General features: G+C 66.5%; 18 protein-coding genes. 10 read left to right on the top strand and 8 right to left on the bottom strand.

What is annotated here, in order from left to right; all coding sequences use genetic code 11:
• Nucleotides 1-52 precede the first annotated feature (52 nt).
• On the top strand, nt 53-784 hold the full coding sequence (locus tag KR541_RS27130) for a class I SAM-dependent methyltransferase (protein WP_050011019.1): 732 nt from the start codon (nt 53-55) through the stop codon (nt 782-784).
• A 24-nt stretch (nt 785-808) separates the two neighbouring features.
• Here the strand turns inward: KR541_RS27130 and KR541_RS27125 are convergent, their stop codons facing one another.
• Nucleotides 809-2,230, bottom strand: a complete 1,422-nt coding sequence (locus KR541_RS27125) for a cytochrome-c peroxidase (RefSeq protein WP_050011090.1) — start codon at nt 2,228-2,230, stop codon at nt 809-811.
• 96 nt (nt 2,231-2,326) lie between these two features.
• The gene (locus KR541_RS27120) at nt 2,327-4,000 is read right to left on the bottom strand and encodes a phospholipase C (protein WP_124554250.1); all 1,674 of its coding nucleotides are present in this window, start codon (nt 3,998-4,000) and stop codon (nt 2,327-2,329) included.
• Between the two features lie 401 nt (nt 4,001-4,401).
• Between KR541_RS27120 and KR541_RS27115 the strand changes: the two genes are divergently transcribed.
• Nucleotides 4,402-5,259 (top strand): EamA family transporter, encoded by an 858-nt coding sequence (locus KR541_RS27115; RefSeq protein WP_216089915.1) that lies wholly within the window; start codon nt 4,402-4,404, stop codon nt 5,257-5,259.
• A 70-nt stretch (nt 5,260-5,329) separates the two neighbouring features.
• Here the strand turns inward: KR541_RS27115 and KR541_RS27110 are convergent, their stop codons facing one another.
• From KR541_RS27110 to KR541_RS27100, 3 genes are all read right to left on the bottom strand, one after another.
• Nucleotides 5,330-5,821, bottom strand: a complete 492-nt coding sequence (locus KR541_RS27110; protein WP_063772871.1) for a hypothetical protein — start codon at nt 5,819-5,821, stop codon at nt 5,330-5,332.
• Nucleotides 5,818-6,531, bottom strand: a complete 714-nt coding sequence (locus tag KR541_RS27105; RefSeq protein ID WP_089489353.1) for a M35 family metalloendopeptidase — start codon at nt 6,529-6,531, stop codon at nt 5,818-5,820. Before KR541_RS27105 ends, KR541_RS27110 begins: the two co-directional genes overlap by 4 nt.
• A 309-nt stretch (nt 6,532-6,840) precedes the next feature.
• Complete coding sequence (locus KR541_RS27100) at nt 6,841-7,314, bottom strand: Lrp/AsnC family transcriptional regulator (protein WP_050011023.1); 474 nt, start codon at nt 7,312-7,314, stop codon at nt 6,841-6,843.
• A gap of 322 nt (nt 7,315-7,636) precedes the next feature.
• Between KR541_RS27100 and KR541_RS27095 the strand changes: the two genes are divergently transcribed.
• The 6 genes from KR541_RS27095 (at nt 7,637) to KR541_RS27070 (ending at nt 12,008) form a co-directional block, all read left to right on the top strand.
• On the top strand, nt 7,637-9,022 hold the full coding sequence (locus KR541_RS27095; protein WP_050011024.1) for an amino acid permease: 1,386 nt from the start codon (nt 7,637-7,639) through the stop codon (nt 9,020-9,022).
• Nucleotides 9,023-9,068: 46 nt separating this feature from the next.
• Entirely contained in the window at nt 9,069-10,271 is a 1,203-nt protein-coding gene (locus tag KR541_RS27090) for an amino acid aminotransferase (RefSeq protein WP_124554254.1), read from the top strand.
• Nucleotides 10,272-10,438: 167 nt separating this feature from the next.
• Nucleotides 10,439-10,837: a DUF488 domain-containing protein gene (locus tag KR541_RS27085; RefSeq protein WP_050011026.1), complete on the top strand. Its 399-nt coding sequence runs from the start codon at nt 10,439-10,441 to the stop codon at nt 10,835-10,837.
• A 120-nt stretch (nt 10,838-10,957) separates the two neighbouring features.
• On the top strand, nt 10,958-11,248 hold the full coding sequence (locus tag KR541_RS27080) for a DUF1488 family protein (RefSeq protein WP_050011027.1): 291 nt from the start codon (nt 10,958-10,960) through the stop codon (nt 11,246-11,248).
• 16 nt (nt 11,249-11,264) lie between these two features.
• A complete protein-coding gene (locus KR541_RS27075) occupies nt 11,265-11,504 on the top strand; it encodes a hypothetical protein (protein ID WP_006479066.1) in 240 nt (79 codons plus the stop codon).
• Nucleotides 11,505-11,657: 153 nt separating this feature from the next.
• Nucleotides 11,658-12,008, top strand: coding sequence for a hypothetical protein (locus KR541_RS27070; protein ID WP_050011028.1), 351 nt, complete (start codon nt 11,658-11,660; stop codon nt 12,006-12,008).
• 29 nt (nt 12,009-12,037) lie between these two features.
• Here KR541_RS27070 and KR541_RS27065 read toward each other — a convergent pair whose 3' ends face one another.
• From KR541_RS27065 to lhpI, 3 genes are all read right to left on the bottom strand, one after another.
• Complete coding sequence (locus KR541_RS27065) at nt 12,038-12,814, bottom strand: helix-turn-helix domain-containing protein (protein ID WP_050011029.1); 777 nt, start codon at nt 12,812-12,814, stop codon at nt 12,038-12,040.
• A gap of 16 nt (nt 12,815-12,830) precedes the next feature.
• On the bottom strand, nt 12,831-13,235 hold the full coding sequence (locus tag KR541_RS27060) for a response regulator transcription factor (RefSeq protein ID WP_050011030.1): 405 nt from the start codon (nt 13,233-13,235) through the stop codon (nt 12,831-12,833).
• Between the two features lie 169 nt (nt 13,236-13,404).
• Nucleotides 13,405-14,340, bottom strand: coding sequence for a bifunctional Delta(1)-pyrroline-2-carboxylate/Delta(1)-piperideine-2-carboxylate reductase (gene lhpI, locus KR541_RS27055; RefSeq protein WP_050011031.1), 936 nt, complete (start codon nt 14,338-14,340; stop codon nt 13,405-13,407).
• Nucleotides 14,341-14,603: 263 nt separating this feature from the next.
• On the opposite strand from lhpI, the gene KR541_RS27050 reads away from it, so the two are divergent.
• Together KR541_RS27050 and KR541_RS27045 are read left to right on the top strand one after the other, a co-directional pair.
• Complete coding sequence (locus tag KR541_RS27050; protein ID WP_050011032.1) at nt 14,604-15,341, top strand: FadR/GntR family transcriptional regulator; 738 nt, start codon at nt 14,604-14,606, stop codon at nt 15,339-15,341.
• Between the two features lie 115 nt (nt 15,342-15,456).
• Nucleotides 15,457-16,578 (top strand): branched-chain amino acid ABC transporter substrate-binding protein, encoded by a 1,122-nt coding sequence (locus KR541_RS27045; protein WP_050011033.1) that lies wholly within the window; start codon nt 15,457-15,459, stop codon nt 16,576-16,578.
• Nucleotide 16,579 lies beyond the last annotated feature (1 nt).

The following is a 16,579-nucleotide window of genomic DNA, read 5'->3' as shown; positions in this document are numbered from 1 at the left end:
GTCGTCCGATCGGGCAGAATCGGCCTGCCCAGTGTCGACCGACGGATGCCGCATGACCGAACCGAACGAACCGCCCGGCCGCCGCGCGTACGCGAGCTTCGCGCAACGCTATGCGGATCTCGCGCCGACGAAGGCGCACAACGCGCTTTACGAGCGTCCGGCAACGATGGCGCTGCTCGGCGACGTCGACGGCCTGACGGTGCTCGACGCCGGCTGCGGGCCCGGCATCTGCAGCGCGCATCTCGCCGGTCGCGGCGCGACCGTGCATGCGTTCGACGTGACGCCGGAGATGGTTGCGCTCGCGCGAACGCGCTGCGCGGGCCTGCCGGTCGACGTCAGGGAAGGCGATCTCGAAGCGCCGCTCGCGTGGCTGCCCGATGCGTCGGTCGACAAGGTGCTGTGCTCGCTCGCGCTCGACTACGTGCGCGATCTCGCGCCGACGCTGCGCGAATTCCGGCGCGTCGCGCGTCCGGGAGGAACGCTCGTGTTCTCGATGGCGCATCCGATGCGCGACTGGATGGACGAACGCACGCGCGGCGACGGCACGTACTTCGACACGTCGCGCTTCGGTTTTCACTGGTCGGGGTTCGGCGAACCGAGGCCGTACGTCGAAGCGTGGCGGCGGCCGCTCGGCGACATCCTGAACGCGGTCGCCGACGGCGGCTGGCGGCTCGACCGCTTCGTCGAACCGAGGCCGCTGCCGGAGATGAAAGCCGTATCCGAACGGCTTCATGCGGAGCTGTCGCTGGCGCCGGCATTCCTGTGCATCCGCGCGCGCTGCTGATGCGGCGCGGCGCGCGGCCGGCGCTCAGTGCTGCGCGGGCGCGTCCGTCAGCGTGCCGAGAAACGCTTCGATATCCTTGATGTCCTGCGCCGTCATCGCAGGCTTGTCGCCCGGCTTGCGATCGAACGGCGCGTCCGTCACGTCGACGTTCGCGCGATATTTCGGCGGGATGTCGTCGTATTCGTCGACCTTGCCGTCCGCACCACGCGCATAGAACTTCTGCGGCGAAATGCTGCGCTCGTTGTAGAACGCCATCACCTGATCGAGCGTGTGGAACACGCCGTTGTGGAAGAACACGCGGCGCGTCGCCGAATTGCGCAGCGTCGGCGTCAGGAACATCCCGCAATACTGCGTCTGGTCCTTCAGGTCGTCGCGGAACGGCCCGCACACGCCGAGATCGTAGAACGCCGGGTTGCGGTTCTGCGCGAGCGCCCGGTTGCGCGGCGCGCCGAGCGCCTCGTACTGGTAATCGGTAAACATCGGCGGCAGCCCGTCCTTGCCGGGTTTCGACAGGTGGCAGCCCGCGCAATTCGCCTTGTCCGGATCGTTGAACAGGCGCAGCCCGCGCAGTTCGGCCTGCGTGAGGCGCGCGCGGCCTTCGAGCCAGCGGTCGTACTTGCTGTCGTACGGATGGAACGACGGATCCTCGACCTGATAGCGCGCGATCGCGAACATCGCCTCCGACACCGCGAGCTGCGGGGCGGAGAACACGCGCGGCCCGAACAACTGCTCGAACTGCGCGCGATGCGACGACTGCGCGAGCTTGCGGGCGACATCGTCGACGCTCGCGTTCGCCATCTCGACCGGATTCAACAGCGGGCCGAACGCCTGCTGCTGCAATGTATCGGCGCGGCCGTCCCAGAACATCCCGCCCTGCGGCACGAGTTGCGGCGCTGCCGACGTGCCGGCCACCTTCTGCGCCTTGACGACGCCGGCCGCCGCCGTCGCCTGCTGCGCGACGCTGGGCGCCGCGTCGTTCTCGCCGGCATCGGGGCCGATGCTGAAGTTCGGCTGGCGGTACAGGTACATCAGGGACGGCGGCGGACGATAGCCCTGCTGCGTCATCGCGAGGCCGCCCGGCTGCACGTCGAGCGCATTCGGCGGGCCGTACGCGTGATCGGGGCTGTGGCACGACGCGCACGATTGCTTGCCCGATGCCGACAGCGACGGATCGTTGAACAATGCGCGCCCGAGCTGCGCGACCGCCGACAGCGGCTGCGCGGCGGGCCGCTGCAGCACGACCGGATGCGGGTTCGCGCCGGTCCAGTCGGCGACCACGGTGCCGATCGCCGTCGGCACCCGCGCGGGAAACGCGACGGCGAACGCGCCATAGCCGAGCACGGCCGCGCCGAGCGCGAACGCCGCGCGGCGCAGCAGGCGGGAGCGAGCGCGCGGCGCGGGCGTGCCGGCGGCATCGGGAGACGGAAACGCGGGGCGAGCTGTCATGCTGTCGGTCGAAAAAACGGGCGTCGCACGAAGCGACGCGTTGAAATGGAAACGGCCGGCGCGTGATGCGCCGGCCATGCGGTCAGGCCGTGACGGTCAGATCGCCGGGGCCGCGCTCAATGCGGTGCCGAGCGTCGGGTCGAGATACAGCGGCGTCGTGTTCGGCTTCGACGTGAAGTCGAACAGGTTGCGCAGGTCGCCGGCCGTCGCATCGAACGAACCGCCGCCGATACGCTGGCCGCCGAGCCAGTTGTCCTCGATGAAGCGCACGACGGACGCCTGGTCGAGCATCGTGTGATCGACGTAGTTCTGCTTCGCGTACGGCGAGATCACGACGAGCGGAATGCGCACGCCCGGGCCGCAGCGGCCGTTCACGGTCGCGCCGTTCACGCCGGTGGTGCCGCCCGTGCCGCACTTGCCGGCGCCGTTGAGCTGGTCGACCGGGTCCGACGACGCGTGCGTCGGCGGCGTGTACACGTGGTCGTACCAGCCGTCCGAGTCGTCATAGGTGACGATCACGGCCGTGTTCTGCCAGTCCGGCTGCTGCTGCAGGAAGTTGACGACCTTCGTCACGAACGCCTGCTCGTCGAGCGGATCCGAGTAGCCCGCGTGCCCGTCCTGCGCGGCCGGCGCCTTCAGGTAGCTGACCGACGGGAAGTTGCCGGCCTTCACGGCGGCGAAGAAGTCGTCCGTGTCGTACTGGTGGTTCGCCGGTTCGGCCGTCTTGCCGTCGGTCTCGACGCTCGAGCCGATCGCCGCGATCGAACTCGGGCGCGTGTGTTGCGGGTTCGCGGTCGACGCGTAGTACTGGAACCAGTTGTGGTGCGGGATGTAGTCGGCCGTCGCGGCATTCACGGCGGTCGCGACTGTGCTGCGCGCGCAGCCCGTCGTGCCGTTGCCGTTCGTCGTCGACAGGTTGAAGCCGCCCATGAAGCCGCCCCACGTGATCTTCGCGGCGTTCAGCAGGTCGCCGATGTTCTTGCCGGTCATCATCGCCTGGTCGGTCGTGCTCGAACACACGTCGAAGCCCGGGTCGACGTCGTTGATCATCGTGAGGCCGCCCTGGCCGTCATTGATGTAGTACGAAGTCGCGGCGAGCGTCGACGGCTGCTTCGACGTCTTGACGATCTGCATGCCGTTGGTCTGCCCCGCGACGACGTTCAGCGCGCCCGGCGTCGACGGGCCATAGACCGTCGTGAACGTGTTGTCGCTCATCGCGAAGCGCTGTGCGTAGTTCCACAGCGCGGTCACCGTGTTGCCGTCGAAGTAGCCCATCACCTGGCCCTTCGTGCCGAATGCGCCGGCGCCGCCGGACGAGCCCTTGCCGGTGTATTTCGGGAATAGATCCGCAAGACCGTTGTCCTCGGCCTGCTGTTCGGCCGTGTACGCGTGGTTCTGGTCGGCGGTCGCGGCCTGCGTGCGGTCGAGACGGAACGGGTTCGCCGCGTCGGTGCCGTTGGCCGTGTTCGTGAAGTTCGGGTTCGCGGTGAGCAGCGTGCCCGTCAGGCCGTTGGACGTCGGCGTGCCGGACTTCGCGGTGAACGCCGGTTCGCCCGACGGGTTCGTCGCGTTCGGATAGGTGCCGAAGTAGTGGTCGAACGAGATGTTTTCGCCGTAGATCACGACGACGTGCTTGATCGGCGTGGCGGTCTGCAGCGCATCCTGCGACGACACGGCGGGCGTCGGCGTGGAATCGTCGCTGCCGCCACAGGCGAACAGCGCCAGCGCTGCGGCTGCGCAGGCGGTGACGAGCAAGGCTTGACGGAACATCGGGAAACTCCAGGGTAAGGTCTTCGATGGTGGAGAACGGCCCCGTCGCCGTGTCGGTTCGGCGCGAAGCTCGTGAGGGAGCACGCGCATTGGAACAGCCGCGTATGAAAATATGGGGACGGAGTGTTTTCGCGACGGTTGCGCTCCGGTATCGGTTTCATTACGGTGCGGCGCGAGGCGAAAGAGAACGGAAAGGGGCGGGCCGCCCTCAATCTCGCGTCACATGTCGCGGCTGGGCGGCTGCTTGCGGCGCAAGCGATGCGGGGCGGGCGATGGAGAGCCGGCGGCCGGATCGTTGACGGCGCGCCGTGCGTCGCTTTTTTGACAATCCGGTGACGCATTCATACGATGGACGCCTGCCGCGCACCGCGCGGCCTCCGACCCGTCAGCGAGGTTTCAGCGTGCCGATCCCCGTTCTGTTTGCCGTTCTGTGCGCGGCATTCCTGCATGCGTCATGGAATGCGCTGGTGCGCAGCAGCGGCGACCGGCTGCGCTCGGCCACGGTGCTGCAGATCGCGATCGGGCTGTTCGCGCTGCTGTTCCTGCCGACTGCCGCGCCGATCGCGCCGGCGAGCTGGCTCTGCGTCGTCGCGTCGGCCGTGATCCACGTCGTCTATACGCTGCTGCTCGTCCGTGCGTACGAGCACGGCGACCTGAGCGTCGCGTACCCGGTCGCGCGCGGCACGGCGCCGCTGCTCGTCACGCTCGGCGCGGCGGCGTTCGCGGGCGAGCACCTGAACGTCGGTGCGCAAGGCGGGCTGGTGCTGATCTGCGCGGGCATCCTGGCGATCGGGCTGGAGCGCGGGCGCGGCGCGAAACACCGGATGATGCAGGTGCTGCCGACCGCGTTTGCGACTGGCGTGTCGATCGCCGCGTACAGCGTGGTCGACGGGATCGGTGTGCGCGAGAGCGGCAGCACGGTCGGCTATACCGCGTGGATGTTCGTGCTGACGGGCGCGCTGATGGCCGTGTACTACCGGCTGCGGGCGGGGCCGCTGCGGTTGACGCAGGCGGTCGGCGAAACCGCGAAGGCTGCCTGCGGCGGCGTGTTCGCGGCGCTCGCGTACGGCATCGTGATCTGGGCGATGGACCGTGCGCCGATGGGGCCCGTGTCGGCGCTGCGGGAGACGAGCGTGGTGTTCGCGGCGCTGATCGCGCGCGTGTATCTCGGTGAGCGGCTGACGCCGCGCCGGGCGGCAGGGTGCACGGTGATTGCTTGCGGGGCGTTGTTGATCAGTGCGTTCGAGGCGGTGCGGTGAGCAAACGCCAAGATGGCCCCGTTCGGACGCCGTGTACGTACGCGCGCAGCCGACAAATCGTCATTGCCCCTCACAGAATCGCCTTGCTTCGGGGCGTAACGCGCGGGTCGTCGCAAAGCCTTTGACACCCGCCTCGGCAAAGGGGGGTTAGCTCGATGTCGATCTGGTACAGGGTTAGTGTTCCGTCGCTGTTCCGCACCATGGCATCGGTGAAAGTTTTTTTGTCGATGATGATGTGTTCGTTCCTGATTCCAAGTTGCTTCAGATATTCGCTCGCGATCTTGGCTCGCTCGGTCTTCAGGCGCTCGCGGTTCCGTTCCGTCGTATATGCACCGGATATGACAACGGCCTGAATTTCTGCATCCGGCCATTTTCGCGCCTCGATTACAGCATTTGCGATTTTCAGCCTGTCAGCATTGGTCACGTCGACGCTGTTGAGCGGTAACGGGATTCGCACCGATTCCCCAATCGTGCATGCATGTGCTGGAAAGATGCCGGCGCATGCCGACAGTGCAATCACCCGTGAGATACCGGAAAATACGGCTTTGATATGGACTCTCATTCCATGATTCTCTTGTCGAAGGTTGCGATGTATCCCGTAATACTGTCCGCATTTCTAATGGCGACGTCGGCATTGCTTTCTGCAAAAGCCCTTAGCCCTGATTCTGTGTCGGAATATATGATGTCGCCGGAATTGAATGTGTCGACATAGTGCGTGCATTCATGGATCAGTGTTTTAACCTTTGATGCCGTCCATAGGTCTCCGTTTGAAATTGTGCAGAATTTTGAATAGATGGCGATGATCCGCTTCTCAGAGTCCGGCTTGCATACCCCTGCGATGTTGTTACCGCTGTCGGGCACTACACTGCAGGTAAGACGTCTGTTCATGGAGTCGTCCCATCGAACGATCTTCTCCGGCACGAGCGCCCGCATCGCATTAAGTAGTCTAGGCAAGCCAGCGGCAAGGACTGATCTGACATCATTGTCGGAGCGGCCGAAGTAGAGTCGAGCCCGCGCTTGTTCAGCCTTGTCCCAAGCTGTGACGCCCTCAATGCGCTGTAGTATTAGAGAGATTGCTGCATCACGAGCCTTCATGATCAGCTTTCGGAATTCTCTGTTACTCATATTCGAGCATATGGGAGTCGTGTTGATTGACACATACACCATTGAGCCGGGGTTGGTATTGGTGATGGCGCCGGAATGTACCAAAACCCAATTCTCACTGTCGTCAATGTCGAAGTCGTACGGTTTTTTGTCGAAAAAATTGGTCATCCGTCAGCACCCCTTTACATGGATTCTCAAGGATCAAGCTGAGTTCTTGAGGAATGCTCTAGGGTCGCCAGAAGGGCGATTATTGTCCATCGGACGTATTCGAAATTTTGATTGAATCCGCCCGTGGCTCGTAGCGGGCCGCGCGCATACGAACATGAGATCGTAGCGCTCGATGCAATGCGGATGAGCTGCGAGGTGTGCTACGCGAGGTGGGAATAGGCCGACGAGGGATTCGAGCCTATTCGGGGCGACCACGTGCTGCGGATGCCGGGCGCGCGAATGGCGCCGCCGAGAATCCACGTGTGAAGGTCAGCCCTCCACCGGCATCGCACTCGTGCACTTGATCTCGTCGAGGCACACGCTCGAATGCACGCCGCTCACGCCGGGAATGCGCATCAGCGTCTCGAGCAGGAATCGCGACAGCCCCTTCAGATCGTGCGCGACGACTTTCAGCACGTAGTCGATGTCGCCCGTCACCGAGAAACATTCCTGGATCTGCGCGAGATCCGACACGAGTTTCTGGAATTTCGACAAATCGCGGATATGCCCGCGCTCCATCGTCACGTGCACGAACGCGGTGACGCCGAAGCCGAGCGTGTCGGGGCAGAGCCGGGTTTCGTAACGCCGGATCGCGCCGATTTCCTCCAGCCGGCGGTGACGTCGCAGCGTCTGCGCGGGCGACAGCCCCACGGCCTTCGCCAGATCGAGGTTCGACGCGCGGCCGTTCTCCTGCAGCACCGACAGCAACTGACGATCGATACGATCGAGAACCGGGTCAGGCATTTTTGTTTCCTCATTCGTCTCCCGGATGCAATCTTATCTCATAATGTAGGGTTTGCATGAGCGGGTTACGCAACCCGATTTCGCGGTCGCGACGCTAAACTGACGCCGGATTTTCGTGTGCGGCCGCAGCAGTGCGGCGTGAGCGGGCGAGTCGGCGGCCAGTCTGACCGGCGCGCTGACGCGAATCGGTTGCCGCCGCACGCGAAAATTGCAGTCCCCAACCCGGCGCCCCCACGAACGGCCGCCGGCACAGCAAAACAGCGCCCGGCACACCGAGGCGCGCCGCACCGCTTCCGGCGGAGGCGGGCAGAATGGAGAAGACATGGTTTCTGGAAACGAGAGCGACGGCCTGAAGCGCGGGCTGAAGAACCGGCACATCCAGCTGATCGCGCTCGGCGGCGCGCTCGGCACGGGGCTGTTCCTCGGCATCGCGCAGACGATCAAGATGGCCGGCCCGTCCGTGCTGCTCGGCTATGCGGTGGCCGGCATCGTCGCGTTCTTCATCATGCGCCAGCTCGGCGAGATGGTCGTCGACGAGCCCGTCGCCGGCTCGTTCAGCTACTTCGCGAACAAATACGTCGGCCACTTCACCGGCTTCCTGTCCGGCTGGAATTACTGGGTGCTGTACATCCTCGTCAGCATGGCCGAGCTGTCGGCCGTAGGGATCTACGTGCAGTACTGGTGGCCCGGCGTGCCGACCTGGGTGTCGGCGCTGGTGTTCTTCGTCGCGATCAACCTGCTGAACCTGGCCAGCGTGAAGTCGTACGGCGAGACGGAATTCTGGTTCTCGATCATCAAGGTCGCCGCGATCGTCGGGATGATCGGCTTCGGCGGTTGGCTGCTCGTGAGCGGCCATGCCGGGCCCGAAGCGAGTGTCGCGAACCTGTGGCAGCACGGCGGCTTCTTCCCGAACGGCGTGTCCGGCCTTGTGATGTCGATGGCCGCGATCATGTTCTCGTTCGGTGGGCTGGAGTTGATCGGCATCACCGCGGCCGAAGCCGACGATCCGAAGCGCAGCATTCCGCGCGCGACCAACCAGGTCATCTACCGCATCCTGATTTTCTACATCGGCGCGCTGGCCGTGCTGCTGTCGCTGTATCCGTGGCAGAAGGTCGTCACCGGCGGCAGCCCGTTCGTGCTGATCTTCCACGCGCTGAGCAGCAACCTGGTCGCGAACGTGCTGAACGTCGTCGTGCTGACGGCCGCGTTGTCGGTCTACAACAGCGGCGTGTACAGCAACAGCCGGATGCTGTTCGGCCTCGCGCAACAGGGCAACGCGCCGAAGGTGCTGTGCTCGGTCAACAAGCGCGGCATCCCGCTCGCCGCGCTCGGCGCATCGGCGCTCGCGACCGGCGTGTGCGTGCTGGTCAACTACTTCATGCCGGGCAAGGCGTTCGAGGTGCTGATGGGCCTCGTCGTGTCGGCGCTGATCATCAACTGGGCGATGATCACGGTGATCCACCTGAAGTTCCGCCAGGCCAAGCGTGCTGCCGGGGAGCAGACTTCCTTCCGCAGTCTGGGCTATCCTTTCACGAATTACCTGTGCCTGGCGTTCATGGCCGGCATTCTCGTCGTGATGTACCTGACGCCGGATCTCCGTCTGTCGGTGTACCTGATCCCGGTATGGCTCGCGGTGCTCGCGATCGGGTATCGCTTCCGTCAGAAGAATGCCGGCTTTGCGGTGCACGACGGTGCGTCCGCACGCTGACGCAGGCCACGACCGACCATTCTTCCAAACGAGACCGATTCAAGCCATGTTCGAACACATCGACGCGTACCCGGGCGACCCGATCCTGACGCTCAACGAGAACTTCCAGAAAGATCCGCGCGACCAGAAGGTCAACCTGAGCATCGGGATCTATTTCGACGCCGAAGGCCGGATTCCGGTGCTGGGCGCCGTGCGCGAAGCCGAAACCGCGCTGCAGCGCGACAGCGGCCCGAAGCCGTACCTGCCGATGGTCGGCTTGGCCGCGTACCGCGACGCCGTGCAAGCGCTGGTGTTCGGTGCGGATCACCCGGCTCGCGCGGCCGGCCGCATCGCGACGCTGCAGACGCTCGGCGGCTCGGGCGCGCTGAAGGTCGGCGCCGATTTCCTGAAGCGCTATTTCCCGGATTCGCAGGTGTGGCTCAGCGATCCGAGCTGGGAAAACCATCGCTTCATCTTCGAGCGCGCCGGCTTCACGGTGAACACGTATCCGTACTACGACGAGGCCACGGGCGGCCTGAAGTTCGACGCGATGCTCGCGGCGATCGACGCGCTGCCGGCGCGCAGCATCGTGCTGCTGCACGCGTGCTGCCATAACCCGACCGGTGTCGATCTCGACGAAGGCCAGTGGGAGAAGCTGATCGACGTGATCGAGGCGCGCGGGCTGCTGCCGTTCGTCGACATGGCGTACCAGGGCTTCGGCGCGGGCCTCGACGCGGACGCGTTCGCGGTGCGCGAACTGGCCCGCCGCGGCGTGCCGACGCTCGTCGCGAACTCGTTCTCGAAGAACTTCTCGCTGTACGGCGAACGCGTGGGCGGCCTGAGCGTCGTCTGCGAGGACGCGGCCGCGGCCGAGCGCGTGCTCGGCCAGTTGGCCGGCGCCGTGCGCTCGAACTACAGCAACCCGCAGACCTACGGCGCGAAGGTCGTCGCGGCCGTGCTCGGCACGCCGGCGCTGCGCAAGCAGTGGGAAGAGGAGCTGTCGGCGATGTGCCGCCGCATCGCGCGGATGCGCCAGTCGATCCACGACGGCCTGCGCGACCACGTGAGCGGCGAAGCGCTCACGCGCTACGTGAAGCAGCGCGGGATGTTCACGTACACGGGCCTGACCGAAACGCAGGTCGACGCGCTGCGCGAGGTGCACGGCGTATACATCCTGCGCTCGGGCCGGATGTGCGTGGCGGGCCTGAACGACTCGAACGTCGGCATCGTCGCGGACGCGATCGGCAAGGTACTGAAGAGCGGCGTCTGAACGCGGCGCGCCCCGGCGCGCAACGCTGAAGAACCGGCTGTTTCCCGTCGCGGGAACAGCCGGTTTTTTGTTGGGCGGCCGTCATGTGCGAGGCGCGGATGACCCACGGGCGGGCGCGGCGGTACGATCACGGGATCGTACGCAATGCAGGGGAGCAGAGGAGCGACATGGGCATCCGGATCATCCAGCTCGGCACGCCGCGCGCGGCCGGCGAGGGCCTGCGGATTGGCACGGTGCGGCGGCCGCCGCGCGGCGTACCGAAGGCGGAATTCGCGTCGCGCAACTACTATGATGTATGGTTGCCGACGTTGTCGCCGAGCCCCGAGCTCGTCGCGCAGGCGCAGGCCGCTGAAACCGACGCCGAATGGAACGCGTTCAAGCGCCACTTCCGCGCGGAGATGGCGCATGGCGATCCGGCCAAGGTGCTGGACCTGCTGGCCGCGCTGTCGGCGACGACTGCGTTCTCGATCGGCTGCTACTGCGACGACGAAAACCATTGCCACCGCAGCGTGCTGCGCGAGCTGCTCGCGCAGCGCGGCGCGGCGATCGAGCCCGACGCCGGCTGAAGCAGAGGAAGCGGCGGCGCGCGGCTACACCGCGATCGTGCGGTGCAGCGAGCCTGTTGACGTGGGTCAAGCGCGCGGCCGCGCGCGCCACTATGCTCTCGTCATGGAGCCATCACGACGATGACAGACCGACAGATGCACATCGTTTTCCCGTCCGAGCCGCCGGAATATTGCGCGCGCGATCTGGTCGTCGCGTTTTCGGCGCTGGTCGACGGGCGTTGCGTTCAGTGCGCGGTCACGGCCGAGGCGCTGGAAGACCATTTCGGCGCGCAGTCGCTGCTCGAACGCGATCTGCTGGGCGCATTCGACGCGCACCGGTCGGCCATCGAGGCGATGGCACGACGAATGCTCGAGGAAATCGGCGGCCGGCCGGTGCTGCTGCACAGCGGGCACTTCCGGCTCGAAGGCTGATACCGCAGGAGGGCGCATGACACTGCAGGGCAACATTCACGAACGCGACTGGTCGGTCGAAGTGGAGACGCGCCCGTGCGAATCGGGCGAATTCCGCTGCCGCGTGTCGGTCGAGCACGGCGCCGGCGCCGCGCGGTTTCATCATACGTTCGAGCACAGCCACGCGTATCCGACGGAGCGCGAGGCGATGATCGAAGGGTTGCGGGCCGGCATGACGTGGATCGAGATGAAGGCGTCGCAGACCTTCAACGTCTGAACGGTCCCGCGCCTGTCGGGCGCGGGCAGACAATCGGCCGGCCGCGATCGAACAATGCGCGCCGCGCCACGGGAAACACGGGCCGCCCCATCGTGAGGCGGCCGGCACTTGCAAGGCGGTCGACGAGCGGGCGGCCCCGTCAGGAGAGACGACATGGGCGTGGGCATGCAGATCGCCTGCCTCGGATTCACCGGTTCGGCTGCGGTCGAGGCCGAAGCCGGCGCGCAACTGGTGCGACTCGAGCGGTTTCGCGCGTGGATCGAAGGCTGCCATCTCGCGATCGAATCGCGCACGGCGGCCGATGGCGCGCGCCGGTACGACGTGCGGCTGGAACTGGTGATGCGCGACGCGACGCTCCGGTCGCTGCCGCCGTGCGTCGGGGCCGACGTGGACGACGCATTGCGTCTCGCGTTCGCGCAGGCCGAACGGGCGCTGCTCGCGTGGCAGGCAGGCGCCGCAACGGTTGCGCTGCGCGACGCGGCGACCGGCGACGCGATGCGGTGACGCCGCGCCTGTCAGCGCGGCGCCGCGTGTCAGACTCGCGCGAGCGCTTGCGGGTTGATGATGCGCACACGCTTGCCGCGCGTTTCGACGAGCGCGTCGCGATGGAACCGCGAGAACATCCGGCTGACCGTTTCGAGCTTCATCCCGAGATAGCAGCCGATTTCCTCGCGCGTCATCCGCAGGTTGAATTCGGTCGCCGAATAGCCGCGCGCCTCGAACCGCGACGACAGGTTCAGCAGGAAATGCGCGACGCGCTGCTCGGCCGACATCGTGCCGAGCAACAGCATCTGGCTCGATTCGCGGACGATCTCGCTGCTCAGCATCTGGTAGAGGAAGTGCTGCATCGGCTTGATCTCGCGGCACGCGGCTTCGAGCGCGCCGAACGGGATGATGCACACCACGCTGTCCTCCAGCGCGATCGCGTCGCAACAGTGCTGGCCGCTGCCGATGCCGTCCATCCCGAGCGTTTCGCCGGCGATCTGGAAGCCCGTCACGTGCTCGCGGCCGTCGCGATGCATCATCACCGTCTTGAACGAACCCGCGCGCACCGCGTAGATGCTCTGGAACGGATCGTCGGTGCGGAACAGCGCGTCGCCCTGGCGAACCTGCCGCGTCGTGCAGATGATCGCGTCGAGGCGGCCGTATTCGGCGGGCGTCAGGTGCGGTGGCAGGCACATCGAGCGCATCGCGCAGGCCGAGCAGCGTGCGGCCGGGTGCTTGGCGGCGTCGGCGCGCGCGGCCGGGCGCGGCGGAATCGTCGGCCGGGGTACGACGGATACGTCGGCGAAGGCGGTGGCGGTGGACATGAGGCGCTCCGGCTCGTCAGGGGCGGCGCACGCGAGCGTGCACCAGGGATTCGATGACACGGCATGCGGTGTCGAATTCGACGGTCTTGTCGAAGAAGTAGTCGGCTCCCGCCGTCGCGCATGCCTCTCTGAATGCCGGCGCCGAGTGGTTCGTCAGCACGATCGTGACGATGCGCGGCGCGGCCTTCGACAGCATCCCGATCAGGTCGAGACCGCTGCCGTCCGCGAGCCGCACGTCGACGATCACCACGTCCGCGCGACTGCTGCGGATATGCGTCCACGCGTCCTGGCCGTCTTCCGCTTCGCCCACGACGGCGACGCCGCGAATCGCGCCGACGAGCAGCGCGATCCGTTGGCGGACGGCAACCGCGTGATCGACGAGAAACACCCTGAGTGCGGCGGGTGACAGGCTGGCATTCATGCCGGCAGTATCGTGTTGCGCCGCCGAAATTGAAATCGGCCGAATTGGAACTTCGTGTAGGCCGCTTCGACGCGGTGTAGGGCGTTTCCTACACCGCGTACGGGAAATCGCCGGTGTGAATCCGACGATGCGATGCCGCGCGAGCGGCGCGAACGGTTGCGCGGCCGGGTCAGCCGGCGCGGCGCGCGGCCAGTGCGTCGCGCGCGGTGCGGCACGCGGCCAGATCCCATGCGGCGCAGCCGACGCTCTTGAACAGCAGCGGGCCGCCGCGGGCGAAGGTGCCGTTCAGCACGTCGGCGAGCGACGCGACGTGCTGCCAGTCGACCTGCGCGACGATCAGGTCGCCGGCTTCGTGGCGCGCGCCGGCCGGATCGTCGACGACGAGCCGGCTGCCCCGCACCGTGTTCGCGTCGATCTCCGCGGCATCCGCGGTGAACGCGCCGACGCCGACCACGAGCCGGCCTTCGCGCGCGGCGTCGCGATAGACGGGCGTGCGGCTCGTCGTCAGCGTGACGACCACGTCGATCGCATCGGGAATCGCGTCGCCGTCGAGCGGCGCGAGCTGCGGCGCATGCGCGCGGTGGGCGGCGCAGAAGGCGGCCGCGCCGTCCGCGCTCGTGCCGCGCACGTGAAGGCGCGCGTCCGGAAAGATCGCGGCGAGCGCTTCCGCGTGATTGGCCGCCTGCTTGCCGGTGCCGATCAGCAGGATGTCGCGCGGCGCGTCGCCATGCAGCGCCTGGATGCCGAGCGCGGTGATCGCCGCCGTGCGGCGGCCGGTGACGGTCGGGCCGTCGAGCGCGAAGCGCATTTCGCCGGTCGTCGCATCGTACGCGGTGACCTGGCCGAGAATCGTCGGCAGCCCGCGTGCGCCGTTGCCGGGGCACACGTTCACGAGCTTGTGGCTCGCCAGATCGTGTGCGCTCGACGGCATCGACAGCATCACGCCGCCGCGTTGCAGCGGCACGACCAGGCGTTCGGGGCTGACGATGTCGCCTGCCGCGTACTCGACGACCGCTTGCCTGAGCGTGGCGAGCAGCGCCGGATAGTCGAGCAGCGCGGCCGTGTCGGCCGCATCGAAAACGGGAATCGGGGAGAAGGCGGTCATCGTGTACGTCTTGGCGGTCAGTAAGCGTGGACGGCGGACGCATGCCGCGCCCGCCGCAGGTCTGCCGGTACCGTGACACAGGGCAGTGTGGATCGAATCTATACCACTTGCTGGCGCGTCGGCAACCCAGAAAATAAAGCGTGCCGGTGATTTTGGTTCTAATATCTGGCCAGAAGGCTCGCCGCTGCCGCGCTGCCCGCGCCGCTCCGGTATAGTGCGAACCCATTCCAGATCCACGCCCGCGAACGGGCAGGAGCCACACGATGATGTCCGCGCGTCCCGACTCACTCGAAGGCGGTTTCAGGCCGCTGCAGATCTACGAGCAGGTAGCCGAAAAGATCCGCGACGAGATCCGCGCGGGGCGCTACGCGGCCGAATCGCGGCTGCCGTCCGAGCGCGAGCTCGCGGCGCTGTTCCAGGTCGGCCGGCCGGCCGTGCGCGAGGCGCTCGGCGCGCTGCAGAACGAAGGGCTCGTGTTCACGAAGCGCAATTCGGGCACCTACGTCGTCGCGGCCCCGCTCGACGTGCTCGCACAGCGCGGCGACGCGCACGCGGCGTCCGAGGCCGACTTCAGTCCGACGTCGACGCTCGACGTGCGGCTGATCCTCGAGCCCGCGATCGCGCGCCGCGCGGCCGCTCATGGCCGCGCCGACCCCGGCGCCGAGCGCTATCTCGCGCAAATGGAGACCATCACCGACGTCGACGATCCGCACCAGCGCGCGTTGTGGAACGAGAGCGACCGGCTGTTCCACCGGCAGCTCGCGCTGATGACCGGCGACGCGCTGATCGTGAAGATCGCGGACGAAGTCGCGAAGACGATGGACCAGCCGCTGTGGAAGCGGCTGAAGGACGATGGCATCTACGACGGGGGCCGGATCCGGCTGTACGTGTCCGAGCACCGGTTGATCTACGAGGCGATCGTGTCCGGGGATGCCGATGCGGCCGCGTTCTATGTCGAACAGCACATTCGCCGCGTGCGGCGCGACATTGCGCCAAAATGATGGGAGTGGTTTGGTCTTCAATGTGACCAAAATCCCGATAATTATTTTGAAATTGCTTGCGATGTGACCACGCGTGTCCTACATTGGTTTCACACAAAACCAATCAGGAGACACCATGCGACACCTCATGACCGCGCTCTCGGTGGCCGTGGCCGCCGGCGCGCTGACTTCCGCGCATGCGCAGGAAGTCGTGATGATCGGCCATTCGGCGCCGCTCACGGGCCCGCAGGCCGCCAACGGCAAGGACAACGAAAACGGCGCGCGGCTCGCGATCGACGAGCTCAACAAGGCCGGCGTGAAGGTCGGCGGGAAGACCGTGACGTTCAAACTGGTTTCCGAAGACGACCAGGCCGACCCGAAGGCCGGCGTGCAGGTCGCGCAGAACCTCGTCGACAAGGGCGTCGTCGCCGTGCTCGGCCCGTACAACTCGGGCGTCGCGATTCCGGCGTCGCGCGTGTATTCGACGGCCGGCGTGCCGATCCTGCCGGTCGCGTCGAATCCGGCGCTGACGAAGCAGGGCTTCAAGAACATCTTCCGGATCGGCGCGAGCGACGAGCAGCTCGGCGGCACGATGGCCACGTTCGCCGCGAAGACGCTGAACGCGAAAACCGCCGCCGTGATCGACGATCGCACCGCGTACGGGCAGGGCGTCGCCGAGCAGTTCATCAACGTCGCGAAGGCGAACGGGATCAAGATCGTCGACCAGGAATACACGAATTCGTCGGCCACCGACTTCCTCGGCATTCTCACCAAGATCAAGGCCGCCAACCCCGACGTGATCTTCCTCGGCGGCTATGCGGCGCAGGGTGCGCCGATGGCCAAGCAGATGAAGCAGCGCGGCCTGCGCGCGAAGCTGCTCGGCGGCGACGGCATCTGTTCGGCCGACATGGGCAAGGTCGCGGGCGAGGCCGCGTCGATCGTCTATTGCGCGCAGGGCGGCGTCGCGCTCGAGAAGACGCCGGCCGGGCGCGAATTCCTGAAGAAGTACCACGACGCCTATCGCACCGATACGCAGGTCTACGGCGTCAACTACTACGACGGCATGAAGCTGCTCGCCGATGCGATGGTCAAGGCCGGCACGACCACCGACAAGGCGAAGCTGATCGCGCAGCTCGCGAAGACGAACTACGCGGGCGTCGCGGGCACCTATTCGTTCGACGCGAACGGCGACCTGAAAGGCGCGCCGACCACCGTCTACGTGATCCGCAACGGCCTGCCGGAACCGTACGCGAAGTAAT

The sequence above is a fragment of the Burkholderia sola genome, from assembly GCF_905400185.1.
GTDB classification, from domain to species: domain Bacteria; phylum Pseudomonadota; class Gammaproteobacteria; order Burkholderiales; family Burkholderiaceae; genus Burkholderia; species Burkholderia sola.
This window is presented reverse-complemented; position numbering and strand designations above follow the sequence as displayed.

Coding starts and splice junctions, on each gene's coding strand:
- KR541_RS27130 (WP_050011019.1), top strand. CDS start 53: ATGACCGAACCGAACGAACCGCCCGGCCGCCGCGCGTACGCGAGCTTC.
- KR541_RS27125 (WP_050011090.1), bottom strand. CDS start 2,230: ATGACAGCTCGCCCCGCGTTTCCGTCTCCCGATGCCGCCGGCACGCCC.
- KR541_RS27120 (WP_124554250.1), bottom strand. CDS start 4,000: ATGTTCCGTCAAGCCTTGCTCGTCACCGCCTGCGCAGCCGCAGCGCTG.
- KR541_RS27110 (WP_063772871.1), bottom strand. CDS start 5,821: ATGAGAGTCCATATCAAAGCCGTATTTTCCGGTATCTCACGGGTGATT.
- KR541_RS27105 (WP_089489353.1), bottom strand. CDS start 6,531: ATGACCAATTTTTTCGACAAAAAACCGTACGACTTCGACATTGACGAC.
- KR541_RS27100 (WP_050011023.1), bottom strand. CDS start 7,314: ATGCCTGACCCGGTTCTCGATCGTATCGATCGTCAGTTGCTGTCGGTG.
- KR541_RS27095 (WP_050011024.1), top strand. CDS start 7,637: ATGGTTTCTGGAAACGAGAGCGACGGCCTGAAGCGCGGGCTGAAGAAC.
- KR541_RS27090 (WP_124554254.1), top strand. CDS start 9,069: ATGTTCGAACACATCGACGCGTACCCGGGCGACCCGATCCTGACGCTC.
- KR541_RS27085 (WP_050011026.1), top strand. CDS start 10,439: ATGGGCATCCGGATCATCCAGCTCGGCACGCCGCGCGCGGCCGGCGAG.
- KR541_RS27080 (WP_050011027.1), top strand. CDS start 10,958: ATGACAGACCGACAGATGCACATCGTTTTCCCGTCCGAGCCGCCGGAA.
- KR541_RS27075 (WP_006479066.1), top strand. CDS start 11,265: ATGACACTGCAGGGCAACATTCACGAACGCGACTGGTCGGTCGAAGTG.
- KR541_RS27070 (WP_050011028.1), top strand. CDS start 11,658: ATGGGCGTGGGCATGCAGATCGCCTGCCTCGGATTCACCGGTTCGGCT.
- KR541_RS27065 (WP_050011029.1), bottom strand. CDS start 12,814: ATGTCCACCGCCACCGCCTTCGCCGACGTATCCGTCGTACCCCGGCCG.
- KR541_RS27060 (WP_050011030.1), bottom strand. CDS start 13,235: ATGAATGCCAGCCTGTCACCCGCCGCACTCAGGGTGTTTCTCGTCGAT.
- lhpI (WP_050011031.1), bottom strand. CDS start 14,340: ATGACCGCCTTCTCCCCGATTCCCGTTTTCGATGCGGCCGACACGGCC.
- KR541_RS27050 (WP_050011032.1), top strand. CDS start 14,604: ATGATGTCCGCGCGTCCCGACTCACTCGAAGGCGGTTTCAGGCCGCTG.
- KR541_RS27045 (WP_050011033.1), top strand. CDS start 15,457: ATGCGACACCTCATGACCGCGCTCTCGGTGGCCGTGGCCGCCGGCGCG.